The organism is Pseudomonas mandelii, assembly GCF_002251635.1.
GTDB lineage: Bacteria > Pseudomonadota > Gammaproteobacteria > Pseudomonadales > Pseudomonadaceae > Aquipseudomonas > Aquipseudomonas mandelii_B.
The window spans coordinates 1-11,980 of the sequence record NZ_NMOJ01000175.1 but is presented as its reverse complement, the minus strand read 5'-3'; the positions used below and the strand labels follow the sequence as shown (position 1 = coordinate 11,980).

General features: G+C 60.4%; 12 protein-coding genes. 5 read left to right on the top strand and 7 right to left on the bottom strand.

Annotated features, from left to right (window positions below; all coding sequences use genetic code 11):
* Nucleotides 1-2,268: penicillin-binding protein 1B (gene mrcB / locus B7L09_RS22005; RefSeq protein ID WP_094470627.1), on the bottom strand; the 2,268-nt coding region annotated here is incomplete at its 3' end.
* Nucleotides 2,269-2,386: 118 nt separating this feature from the next.
* Here mrcB and B7L09_RS22000 point away from each other — a divergent pair.
* The 3 genes from B7L09_RS22000 (at nt 2,387) to B7L09_RS21990 (ending at nt 4,896) form a co-directional block, all read left to right on the top strand.
* Nucleotides 2,387-3,943, top strand: a complete 1,557-nt coding sequence (locus tag B7L09_RS22000; protein ID WP_094470626.1) for a bifunctional aminoglycoside phosphotransferase/ATP-binding protein — start codon at nt 2,387-2,389, stop codon at nt 3,941-3,943.
* Nucleotides 3,944-4,033: 90 nt separating this feature from the next.
* Nucleotides 4,034-4,378, top strand: a complete 345-nt coding sequence (locus B7L09_RS21995) for a pentapeptide repeat-containing protein (RefSeq protein ID WP_010467624.1) — start codon at nt 4,034-4,036, stop codon at nt 4,376-4,378.
* Nucleotides 4,379-4,623: 245 nt separating this feature from the next.
* Nucleotides 4,624-4,896 (top strand): TfoX/Sxy family protein, encoded by a 273-nt coding sequence (locus B7L09_RS21990; RefSeq protein ID WP_007971093.1) that lies wholly within the window; start codon nt 4,624-4,626, stop codon nt 4,894-4,896.
* Between the two features lie 267 nt (nt 4,897-5,163).
* Here the strand turns inward: B7L09_RS21990 and B7L09_RS21985 are convergent, their stop codons facing one another.
* From B7L09_RS21985 to B7L09_RS21970, 4 genes are read right to left on the bottom strand one after another with little or no spacing between them, the layout of a single operon-like run.
* Nucleotides 5,164-6,015, bottom strand: coding sequence for a ChaN family lipoprotein (locus B7L09_RS21985; protein ID WP_094470625.1), 852 nt, complete (start codon nt 6,013-6,015; stop codon nt 5,164-5,166).
* Between the two features lie 19 nt (nt 6,016-6,034).
* Complete coding sequence (locus tag B7L09_RS21980; RefSeq protein ID WP_094470624.1) at nt 6,035-6,802, bottom strand: heme ABC transporter ATP-binding protein; 768 nt, start codon at nt 6,800-6,802, stop codon at nt 6,035-6,037.
* Nucleotides 6,802-7,839 carry a FecCD family ABC transporter permease gene (locus B7L09_RS21975; protein WP_094470623.1) on the bottom strand — a complete coding sequence of 346 codons (1,038 nt, stop codon included), beginning with the start codon at nt 7,837-7,839 and terminating at the stop codon, nt 6,802-6,804. Before B7L09_RS21975 ends, B7L09_RS21980 begins: the two co-directional genes overlap by 1 nt.
* The gene (locus B7L09_RS21970; protein ID WP_094470622.1) at nt 7,836-8,708 is read right to left on the bottom strand and encodes a heme/hemin ABC transporter substrate-binding protein; all 873 of its coding nucleotides are present in this window, start codon (nt 8,706-8,708) and stop codon (nt 7,836-7,838) included. The genes B7L09_RS21975 and B7L09_RS21970 overlap by 4 nt, the downstream gene beginning before the upstream one ends.
* A gap of 165 nt (nt 8,709-8,873) precedes the next feature.
* On the opposite strand from B7L09_RS21970, the gene B7L09_RS21965 reads away from it, so the two are divergent.
* Nucleotides 8,874-9,191 carry a Rieske (2Fe-2S) protein gene (locus B7L09_RS21965; RefSeq protein ID WP_094470621.1) on the top strand — a complete coding sequence of 106 codons (318 nt, stop codon included), beginning with the start codon at nt 8,874-8,876 and terminating at the stop codon, nt 9,189-9,191.
* Here the strand turns inward: B7L09_RS21965 and sfsA are convergent.
* Nucleotides 9,188-9,901, bottom strand: a complete 714-nt coding sequence (gene sfsA, locus B7L09_RS21960) for a DNA/RNA nuclease SfsA (protein WP_094470620.1) — start codon at nt 9,899-9,901, stop codon at nt 9,188-9,190. The genes B7L09_RS21965 and sfsA overlap by 4 nt on opposite strands.
* Nucleotides 9,901-11,073, bottom strand: a complete 1,173-nt coding sequence (locus B7L09_RS21955; protein ID WP_094470619.1) for a pyridoxal phosphate-dependent aminotransferase — start codon at nt 11,071-11,073, stop codon at nt 9,901-9,903. The genes sfsA and B7L09_RS21955 overlap by 1 nt, the downstream gene beginning before the upstream one ends.
* Nucleotides 11,074-11,407: 334 nt before the next feature.
* Between B7L09_RS21955 and dksA the strand changes: the two genes are divergently transcribed.
* Nucleotides 11,408-11,848 carry an RNA polymerase-binding protein DksA gene (gene dksA / locus B7L09_RS21950; protein ID WP_094470618.1) on the top strand — a complete coding sequence of 147 codons (441 nt, stop codon included), beginning with the start codon at nt 11,408-11,410 and terminating at the stop codon, nt 11,846-11,848.
* Nucleotides 11,849-11,980: the final 132 nt, after the last annotated feature.

The following is an 11,980-nucleotide window of genomic DNA, read 5'->3' as shown; positions in this document are numbered from 1 at the left end:
GCCACCGCATGCGGCGCCGGGAGGCGGTTCGCTGCCGCGAATATACGGCATCTGCACGGCACCTGGGCAGCTGCCTTCGGAACCTTGCCCGGTCCGCGAATCGACCCAGGCCTGAACAATATTGTCCGGCTGCGGCATGTTCAGCGGCAGCGGGTCGGCCTTGCGCATGAAACTGGTCCAGACCTGCAGGGCACCGGTCGCGCCGGTGAACGGCGTCTTGCCATTGTCGTCACGCCCAAGCCACACCACCGCCAGCACGTCCTGGCCGAAGCCGGCGAACCAGCTGTCTCGCGAGTCGTTACTGGTGCCGGTTTTACCCGCCAAAGTCAGGGTTTTCGGCAGCACGTTATAAACCGAACTGCCCGTACCTTCACGCATGACTCGTTGCATGGCGCTCTGGATCAGGTAAATGGAGGCTGGGTCGAAACGCTGCTCAATCTGGAACGGATAACGCTTGAGCGGCTCGCCTTCGGCGGTCAGCACACTGCGAATGCCGCGCATCGGAGTATTGAAACCACCGTTGGCGAGAGTCTGGTACATCGTGGCCACTTCCATCGGGGTCAAACCACCGGCCCCCAGCAACATCGAAGGGAACGCCGGGAACTCGCGACTGACACCCAGGCGTGCCAATGTCTTCAGGACATTCGGCACGCCCACCGCCAACCCGAGACGCGCCGTCGACAGGTTGTAGGAATGCGCCAGGCCCTGGTACAGGAAAACCGTACCGTGGGAACGGCGATCGTAGTTCTGGGGTTTCCAGACCTGACCGTCCGCGCCTTTGACCGAGAAGGATTCGTCCGACAGCCAACTGGTCAGCGTGTACTGGCTCGGTTTCTCAAGGGCTGTCAGATAAACCGCAGGCTTGATCAACGAACCGATCGGTCGCACCGCATCCAGCGCCCGGTTGAAACCGGCAAAACTGGCTTGTCGACTGCCGATCATGGCCTGGACTTCGCCGGTTTCCGGGTTGGTCACGACCATCGCCGCCTCGACTTCATCCGAGCCTTTACGGCCGGTCAGGCGCTTGAATGTGTCGTTGACCGACGCTTCGGCNTTCATCTGCAGAATCGGGTCGAAACTGGTGAAGATCCGCAGGCCTTCTTCGGTCAAGTCTTCGTCGCGATAGTCTTCGCGCAGCTGACGTTTAACCAGGTCGAGGAAGCCCGGGAATGAACTGTCCGCCAGCTTGCCGCGCGTCGTCACACCCAGTGGCATATTCTTCGCCGCTGCGACCTGCTCGGCGGTGGCGACGCCTTGCTGCTCAAGCACATCGAGCACCAGATTACGCCGCTCCAGCGCCCGCTCCGGGTTGCGACGCGGATTGTAATAGGACGGCCCCTTGACCATCCCCACCAGCAAGGCGACTTGATGCAGTTTCAGCTCGGACAATGGCTGCCCGAAAAAGAACTGGCTGGCCAGGCCGAAACCGTGCACCGCGCGCTGGCCATCCTGACCGACGAAGACCTCGTTGAGGTACGCCTCAAGGATTTCCTGCTTGCTGTAATGCAGTTCCAGCAGCATTGCCATCATGGCTTCGGTGAGCTTACGGGTCAGGCTGCGCTCGTTGGTCAGGTAGAAGTTCTTGACCAATTGTTGCGTCAGCGTACTGCCACCCTGAGTCATCTTCCCGCCGGAGGTGTTGACCCAGATGGCGCGAGCAATCGACTTGGGCGACACGCCCCAGTGGCTATAGAAATCCCGGTCTTCCACGGCGACCAGGGTTTCCAGCAGGTACGGCGGGACCTGATCGATTTTGATCAGAATGCGATCTTCGAGGTTTTTCGGGTAAATGCCGCCGATCAGCAGAGGCTCCAGGCGCACGACGGAAAGCTTCGAACCGTTGGTCGCCGAAAGGTCAGCCACGTAATCGCCGGAAAANCGCACGCGCACCGGCTGGGCTTTTTCCAGGCCTTCATAGAACTGGAAGCCGCGAGTGTTCAAATCGACGGTGTTGCCATTGACNGCAGCAGCGCCGGGGCCGTTGCTCACGGGCTCGCGGCGGTAACCCAGGGCATCGAGTTCAGTGAGGAAGTCATCCTTGCTCAGCTTCTGGCCGGTGAACAGTTCCAGCGGGCGGGCGTACACCTTGGCCGGGATGGTCCAGCGCTTGCCGGAGAACTTCTCCTGGACCACGGCGTCGAGGTAAACCGCGAAGCCGGCGAGCACGACAAGGCCCACCAGGCTTAGCTTGAGCGCCCAGCCCAGCCACGGGCGCAGGCCCCTGGAAGGTGGTTTTTTGGGGGTACGGGGGGATCGAGTACGAGTCATGGCGGCGGATTATACGCACTTTATTCATACTCAACAGGCGCCCTCCGAGGTTTGCGTCAGGCGGACTTGCAGCCATAATGGCGGCCGTGAATTTTCCCCAGACTCTGAAGGATCGCCTGTGAGCCAGTCCCTGATCGCTGCACTGCAAAACCCGGCTTTGTATCCGCATCCGGTTGAAGCGTTTCAAGTCATCGAGACCCATATTTCCTGGGTCATACTGACGGGCCCCTTCGCTTATAAAGTGAAGAAGCCAGTGAATTTCGGCTTCCTCGACTTCACCAGCCTCGACGCTCGCGAGCATTTCTGCGGCGAAGAGCTGCGCCTTAACCAGCGCCTGACCAACGATTTGTATCTCGAAGTGTTGCCGATCACCGGCACTGNAGCAGCCCCACAACTGANCGGCGAAGGTCCGGTTGTCGATTTCGCGCTGAAAATGCGTCAATTCCCACAAAGCCAGTTGCTCAGCACCCTGCAAGCCAATGGCGAGTTGACCACCGCGCACATCGACGAGATGGCCGCACAGATCGCCCAATTCCACCTCACTGCACCCAAAGTGCCTGGCGAACACGAAGCCGGCACCCCGGACAGCGTGATGGCACCGGTACGCCAGAACTTCGAACAGATCCGCCCGTTCCTCAGCGACAAGGCCGATCTGCTGCAACTTGATGCGTTGCAAGCCTGGTCTGAAAGCAGCTTCGAACGCCTCAAGCCGCTGNTTGCCCAGCGTAAGGCTGAAGGCTTCATCCGCGAATGCCACGGCGACATCCACTTGGGCAACGCCACCGTGATCGACGGCAAGGTCGTAATCTTCGACTGCATCGAGTTCAACGAACCCTTTCGCTTCACCGACGTCTACGCCGATACCGGCTTCCTGGCCATGGACCTGGAAGACCGCGGCCTCAAATCCCTGGCACGCCGNTTCATCAGCCAGTACCTGGAACTGACCGGTGACTATCAGGGCCTTGAGCTGCTGAACTTCTATAAGGCCTACCGCGCACTGGTTCGCGCCAAGGTCAGCCTGTTCAGCATGCCGGCCGAGGCAGACCCGGTGCAGCGCGCCACCACCCTGCGTCAGTACCGCAACTACGCCAACCTGGCGGAAAGCTACAGCACCATTCCTTCGCGCTTCCTCGCCATTACCCACGGCGTATCGGCAGTCGGCAAAAGCCACGTTGCCATGCGCCTGGTGGAAGCACTCGGCGCTGTGCGCCTGCGCTCGGATGTGGAGCGCAAGCGCCTGTTCGGCGAGCAAACCGTACCGAATGACCCGCAGGCCGGCATTTATAGTGCCGATGCGAGCGCCGCCACCTACAGCCGACTGCATGAGATTGCTGCGGTCATCCTGCGCGCCGGTTTCCCGGTGGTCATCGATGCGACTTACCTCAAGCGCGACCAGCGCGATGGCGCGGCGAAAATCGCCGAAGCCACCGGGGCACCGTTCCTGATCCTCGATTGCAATGCACCACAGGCAGTCATCGAGAGCTGGCTGGCCTTGCGTCAGGCAGACCAGAAGGATCCGTCCGACGCCAACCTCGCCGTTATCGCCGCCCAGCAAGCCAGCCGCGAAGCGCTGACGCCTGCCGAGATTCTTTGCAGCAAACGCGTCCAGACCAACGAAAGCGGGACGCTCGACACCGTTGTTGCGCAGATTCGCCAGCGAATGCCAGGCCTGTAAAAACTATTTCAGCCGTGAAGCCATCGCCGGCTTCACGGCTGCCAAATAGTGGCACTATACTGGCGTCATAAAACCATCAGGTGATGCGACATGAGCCAGCCGAAACTTCTCGACACCCCGCTTTATGCCTTGCTGCACAAAGACGACATCGCAGGCTTCAATGCCGAACGCGCCAGTCATGCCTCTGTCGACATGGTCGGCGGCGATTTCCGTGGCCTGGACCTGCGTGAACTGAACGCCGATGGCGTCGATTTCACCGACGCCTATTTTCGCTCCGCGGATTTGCGCGGCATCGACTTCCGCAACTCCTGCCTGGAAGGCGCGAGCCTGGCTCACGCACAGATCTCCGGCGCCTACTTTCCGCCAGAACTGAGTGCTGACGAGATCCTGATGTCGATGAATTTCGGTACTCGCCTGCGTTATCGCACCCGCTAAAAACGACGTTCTGCCTGACAAGTCCAGCGCCCCCGCTTCGCGCTGGGCGCTGGATTTTTTTTGTCGGGAAAGTTGATTCCTCCGCGCTTCCTCCTACTGCTCCCGCAGACCTTCACGCAGTTACTTGAGTCTTCCTCTTAGAAGCTTTTGCGTCGAAACCGACCAAACAATCACGCTTTTCCTACTGATGGCTACACTCCTGAGAGGCTCGCCCACGCACCGTTCGGCCGTCGCAAGGAGGCTTGATGAATGATGAACTGCAACACCTGAAGAATCTTGGCAAGACGTCGGCNCAGTGGCTGCACGCGGTGGGCATCCACAGCGCGTCCGACTTGCGTCGCCTGGGAGCGGTCGATGCCTATCGGGCCGTGCGNACGCGCGGGTTCCGAGCGTCGAAAGTNCTGCTGTATGCGATTGAAGGGGCGCTGATGGATGTGCACTGGAACGATATCCCGGCCGAGCGCAAGGAAGCCTTGAACAAACAATTGGAAGCCATCTCGTCCCGCCATAAGAATTGAACAGGCGTGTTTCACCTCAGGATTACCACCTGGGGCCCAACGATTACGGGGCTTTCCCGCCAGAAGACAGGGGATTTCAAAGAAATCAAAAAACAGCGGTTGACTTGGTAATGAGAATCGCTATGATTATCACAACTGGTCGCGAGACTGGTCGATATTTGAAAAGCCCTTGGTTCGGACTCTCAGATTATCTCCTCATCAGGCTAATCACGGTTATTTGACCCGGCTCTTGCCGGGTCTTTTTTTGTCTGTGGAAAAGTCGCCCGTTTACTTCCCGAACTGCTTACGCATTTGCGCACAGTAATCCTGAGCCGGCGTGGCAGCCGTGTACCAGACGTAATCAGCCATGGCCGACGTGACCTCACCACCCTGCTCCGCCAGCATCAACACCGCCGGTGCTTCAGGCTCGCCAAGATCGAGCACATGGATCGGCACGCCAACATCCTTGCGCGCATGGTAAGCGCCGGCAAACAGCAGCGAAGGCGTCGGTGCCGACAGCAAGCGCTCGGCCATCCGCCGATCACGTTGCTGCTGGACCGCCAGCATCGCGGGCATTTGCGAGGTGGGCAGCAGGCCGCAATGGGAGTCGTTGATCTGCGCCAGCAACTCATCCTTGACCGACGGAGCATTGGAAAGCCGACCGTTTAATGTCGGCGGCTTGGCATAAACGGTACGGACTTCAAGATTGTCCAGATTGGCCGCCAGCAGCGGGTAAGGTTGAGTCAGCACAAAACGCACAACCGGCCCGTACAGATTCCAGTCCCAACCCGACTGCCAGTTCAACGCACCGGGAAGATCCGCGGGCAACGTCGAGGCACGGCGAATGTCATCGACGCGCGGTTGTTGATCCGGCGTGAGCATTTCCAGCAGCAGACTGCCTTGGGGTCGACGTTCGCCCAACGCCTGTAGTAACCACAATTGCAGTTGATGGTGATCAGAATTGTCATGCTGCTCGCCGACGATCAGCCGCGAAGGCGTGGCCAGTCGCTCGACCAGCGCCTGGGGCGTCAGGACCTGGCCGTTGCGCAGGTCCTGAATCTCACCGACGACTGGAGGCGGTACCGAAACGTGCTGGCAGGCACTCAACAACACGACCGCCAGTAGCAAAATCCCTCGCATGCTTACCTCGATGTCATTCTCAGCGGGCGATGATCAGCGGATGACCACGTTCCGGATGCGCCTGCACCAGTACTTCCAGCCCGAACACCGCTTTGAGCGGTTCCGGGCGCAAGACTTGCTCTGGGGTATCCAGCGCCACCGGCCGCCCGCCTTCGAGCAGTAGAAGGCGATCACAATAGCGCGCCGCCAGATTCAGATCATGCAGGATCACCAGCACCGCCGCGCCATGATCGGCGAACTCGCGCACTGCTTGCAGGGTAGTGTGCTGGTGCAGCGGGTCGAGCATCGAGGTCGGCTCATCGAGCAACAGCGTCTGACCCGCTTCGCCCGGCCAGAGCTGCGCCAGCACCCGCGCCAGATGCACCCGCTGACGCTCGCCGCCGGACAGCGCCAGATAGCTGCGGCCACTCAGGTGTCCAGCATCGGCAGCGTGCAAGGCGGCGGCGACGATCTCGTCATCCCGCACCCGCCCGCTTTGATAAGGCAAACGGCCCATGCCGACCACTTCTTCGACACGGAAGGCGAAGTCCAGGGTCGACACCTGCGGCAAGACCGCCAGTCGTTGGGCTCGCTGTGCGCCGGTCCAATGACTCAACTCGCGCTGATCGAGCCAGACGCTGCCGTGGTCAGCCTTCAATTCGCCGCACAAGGCACCGAGCAAGGTGCTTTTGCCAGCACCGTTAGGGCCCAACACACCGAGGACTTCGCCTGGCTTGAGCTCAAGCGTGATGTCCGTCAGAACGATCTTTGAGCCTCGGCGGATTTGCAGACTCTGGGTTCGCAACATCAGGCACGCCCTCTGAGCAGTAAATACAGAAAGAACGGCGCACCGATGAAGGCCGTGACAATCCCGATCGGCAACTCTGCTGGCGCCAGGGCCAGCCGTGCGACCAGGTCGGCAAACAGCAGGAGACTGGCACCCGCCAGCACCGAGGCCGGCAACAGCACCCGATGATCAGGACCGGCCAGCAGGCGCACCAGATGCGGCACCACCAGACCGACAAAGCCGATCATCCCCGCTGCCGCCACGGCCGCGCCAACCCCCAGTGCAGTGCAGAACACCAATTCGCGCTTGAGTCCTTCGACGTCGATGCCCAAGTGACCGGCCTCCGATTCGCCCAGCAGCAACGCATTCAAGGCCTTGGCCCGGCGCGGCAACCAGAGCGCCACACCGGCGCTCACCAGCAGCAACGGCCAGAGCCGCGAATAACTCGCGCCATTAAGGCTGCCCAGGTTCCAGAACGTGAGTGTGCGCAAGGTTGCATCGTCGGCCAGATAGGTGAACAAACCGACCGCTGAACCCGCCAGTGCAGTTAGCGCGATCCCGGCAAGGAGCATGGTTGCGACATTGGTCTGTCCATTACGGCGACCCAGTCGATACACCAGCGCCGTCACACCCAACCCGCCGAGAAATGCGCACACCGACAACAGATAAGGTCCGAACGATTCAGGCAGACCACCAAACACCGAACCACCGACAATCGCGATAGCGGCGCCCAGCGCAGCACCGCTGGACACCCCGACCAACCCCGGATCAGCCAGCGGGTTACGAAACAATCCCTGCATTGCCACGCCGGACAATGCCAGCACGCCACCCACCGCAAGGCCCAACAAGGTTCGAGGCAGGCGGATTTGCCCGAGGATCAACTCGGCCTGCTCCAGCCCATCGGGGGCAATGGGCAAACCGATCATGCGCAACGCCGCGCGCAGCGTATCGAATAAAGGCAGGCTGACCGGCCCCAGCGCCAACGACAACCAGATCGCCACTAAACACAGCAGGCTCAGGCCAATGAACAACGTACGGGGTTTAACCAGAACGGTCATTGGGCCGTATTACCGGGGAAGAAACCATCAGACAGCGTTTTCAACGCATCGGGCAACCGCGGCCCCAACCCACCCACCAACAAGGTCGGATCGAGCTCCATGACGCGCCCGTCCCTGGCCGCACGGGTCGAGGACAGGATCGGGTTTTCCTTGAACAGCGCCGCGCGCGCGGCATCGCCAGTCAGCGCTCGGTCAGCAAACACCAGCACGTCGGGGTCCAGGCTGACCAGCGACTCAACAGAAAAGGGCTTGTAGCCAGTATGCGTTGCCAGATTGTGCCCACCGGCCTGCTGGATCAGCCAATCGGCGGCGGTGTCTTTACCGGCGATGAGCGGTTTGCCGCCCGCATGGCCCAGCAGCAACAGCACGCCCGGCGATTTTTCCTTCAACTGCGCACGAGTGACCCGGACCTTCTGTTGATCGAGTTGCTGCTGGTAGGTTTGGAGCAACTGCGCAGCCCGGTCTTCAGCGCCGAGCAATTTGCCCAGATGCGCCAGGTTGCCCTGTAACGTCGGCAGATCGGGTTGGGCCGAGAACAGCTCGACCTGAACACCCGCACTACGAATCTGCGACAGCACCGGCGGCGGCCCCATTTCTTCGGTGCCGACCAGAATCTGCGGGCGTAAGCTCAAGATGCCCTCCGCCGACAGTTGCCGCTGATAACCGATGCTCGGCAGCGCCTTCAACGAGGCCGGATGCTGACTGGTGGTATCGACACCGACCAGTTTCGACTCACCGCCCAACGCACTCACCCATTCCGACAGAGCGCCGCCGGCACTGACCCAACGCTGTGGCAACTCGGCCGCTGCGGCGTGGTGGCTGGCGAGGAGTCCGACACACAGCGCAGCAACGCGGGTACTCAGGCGCATAAACAGCTTCCTTTTAAGTTTTCCCAGGCATCGAGATGACAGGCCAAGTATCCTCGGCATCCGGCACCTGCACCCCACGGGCGAAGCGGCCATTTGATAATTGTTTGCATTTGAACGTCAAGCTCGGACATATCCGGTCACGAGCCGCCGTAATTGAGGATAGACATGAAGTGGCTTTGCACAGGTGCCGAACTGGCTGACAACAGCAGTCGCGGATTCGACGTCGACAGTCAGAAACTTTTTGCCGTGCGCCGAGGCGGCCAAGTGTACGTCTACATCAATCGCTGCCCCCACCGGGGTGTCGGGCTGGAATGGAAACCNGACCACTTCCTCGACGCCAGCGCCAGCCTGATCCAGTGCGCGACCCATGGCGCGCTGTTCCTGATCGAAGACGGCGAATGCGTCGCCGGCCCGTGCGCCGGGCAATCCCTAACCCCCGTTGCTTGCCGCGAAGACGAACAAGGAATCTGGATCAGTCTTTAACCGTTGAGCAACACATCCATACGCCGATCAACCACCATTTCTTCGTGGGTCAAGTGCACGCCATAGGCCAACACCTCAACCCCGCACGACACCGCCTCACGCAAGGCTGCGGCGTAGGCCGAATCGATCTCTTCTGCCGGACGCACGGCGTCGATGCCGGTGAGATTGACGCAATACAACTGCACCGCACGAATTCCGTCCCGAGCCAAATGCGCCAACTCGCGCAGATGCTTGGCGCCCCGTTGCGTCACCGCATCGGGGAAGGCCGCCACCGCCGAGCCATCGAAGCCCAAAGTGACGCTTTTGACTTCCACATAAGCCGGGCCGCTCGGGTAATCGAGGCGAAAATCGATGCGGCTGCTTTCCTGCCCGTAGGCCACTTCGCGTTTCAACTCGGTAAAACCGTTCAGTTCGGTAATCACGCCCGCCCGCAGCGCCTCTTCGATCAACCCGTTGGCCCGCCCGGTGTTCACGCAAAACAACCGCCCTTGCGGGGTTTCGCCGATTTCCCAGGTGCCGGGCAACTTGCGCTTGGGGTCGTCGGAACGACTGAACCAGACCTGGCCGCCCTCCACCATGCAATTGAGCATCGAGCCTGTGTTCGGGCAGTGAATAGTCAACAACTCGCCGGTAACGGTTTCGATATCCGTGAGAAAGCGCTTGTAGCGGCGAATCAGCCGCCCTTCTTCGAGGGGAGGATGAAAGCGCATCAGCCTTGCCAGCTCCGCAATCCACGCGCGATCCGTTCGACCGCTTCTTCAAGGCGCGGCAGGCTTTGGGTGTAGGCAAAACGCACATGATGCCCGGCCTGATAGCGTCCAAAGTCCAGGCCAGGGGTAATTGCCACATGNTCAGTTTCGAGGAAATGGCGGCAAAACGCGAAGGCATCGCCGCCGAACGCGCTGATATCGGCATACAAGTAGAACGCGCCTTCCGGCTCGACGGCGATCCCGAATCCCAGTTCTCGCAGGGCCGGCAACAGGAAATCCCGACGACGACCAAATTCGGCGCGGCGCTCTTCCAGAATGCTCAGGGTTTGCGGTTCGAAGCAGGCCAGTGCGGCGTGCTGGGCCATGCTCGGGGCGCTGATGTAGAGGTTTTGCGCGAGTTTTTCCAGCTCACCGACTGCCGCTTCAGGGGCGACCAGCCATCCCAGCCGCCACCCGGTCATGCCGAAATACTTGGAAAAACTATTAAGGACGAANGCGCCGTCGTCGACTTCCAGCACACTGGCGGCGTCAGTGCCGTAAGTGAGGCCGTGATAAATCTCGTCCACCACCAGATGCCCGTGTCGNTCCTTGATCGCAACCGACAAGCCCGCCAGTTCGTCGCGGGTCAGGATGGTCCCGGTCGGGTTGGCGGGCGAGGCCACCAAGGCGCCGACGCTGTCTTGGTCCCAATGGCGCGCCACCAGGTCCGGCGTCAGCTGATAGCGCACGTCCGGGCCGACCGGCACCAGTTGCGCCGCACCTTCCACCAGCCGCAAAAAGTGCCGGTTGCACGGGTAACCCGGGTCCGCCAGCAGCCAGTGCTTGCCTGGGTCNACNAGCAAGGCGCTGGCCAGTAACAGGGCGCCGGAACCGCCAGGCGTGATGAGGATTCGCTGCGGGTCGATGTTCAACCCGTAACGCTGCTGATAAAAGCCCGAAATGGCCTCACGCAACTCGGGAATACCACGCGCAGCGGTGTAACGGGTCTTCCCCGCCGTCAGTGCAGCCTGGCCGGCCTGGATGATAGGTTCGGCCGTGGTGAAATCCGGCTCGCCGATTTCCAGGTGGATGACATCATGACCGGCTGCNTGCAGCTCATTGGCTCGCGCCAGCAACGCCATGACATGAAAAGGTTCGATNGCGCGACTGCGGGCACTGTAGGACTGAGCCATTAGCCTTCCTTACAACGGAGAAAAAAATCGATTCTACCCAAGCGTTGGAACGAGCGAGAACCTAAAGCGGTCAGACGCGTTATAACCCTGGCCGTAAACGACTCAAGCGTGTACCTCAGGTTTGACTAAAATCAATAATTGATCAGGTCTCCAACGCCACCAGACAAGGCTTTGCAATCATTTGCAAGCCCTTCGGGCCACTACCTCGACATCCGGGAGTAGCGCGGTCTGATTTGATCTGGTAAGTTCGCCCGCTTGCAGCCGCAGGGCCGGCAGGTGTCGGTGACGTTGCAATCCTGCGCAATGGATTACAAGAGTAGAGGCGGTCCATTTCATGCCCACCCAAGCAAAGCAGCAAAACCAGTCGATCAGCGGCTTCGAACCCTACAAAGAAGTAAAGGGCGAGGAGTACATGGGCAAGCCCATGCGCGAGCACTTCACCAAAATCCTCAACAAGTGGAAACAGGACTTGATGCAGGAGGTTGACCGCACCGTTGACCATATGAAGGACGAAGCAGCCAACTTTCCTGACCCGGCCGACCGTGCCAGCCAGGAAGAAGAGTTCGCCCTCGAACTGCGCGCCCGTGATCGCGAGCGCAAGCTGATCAAGAAAATCGACAAGACGCTGCAACTGATCAAGGACGAAGAATACGGCTGGTGCGANTCCTGCGGCGTCGAGATCGGCGTCAAGCGACTGGAAGCCCGCCCTACCGCCGACATGTGTGTTGACTGCAAGACCCTGGCGGAAATCAAGGAAAAGCAAGTCGGCAAGTAATGTCGCCTTGAACGAAGAACGGAGCGTGCGAACGCTCCGTTTTTGTTTCCGAAATTCATGATTTGTAGGAGCCGGCTTGCTGGCGATGGCGATTTCAAGAGCGCCATCGCCAGCAAGCCGGCCNTANGAGAG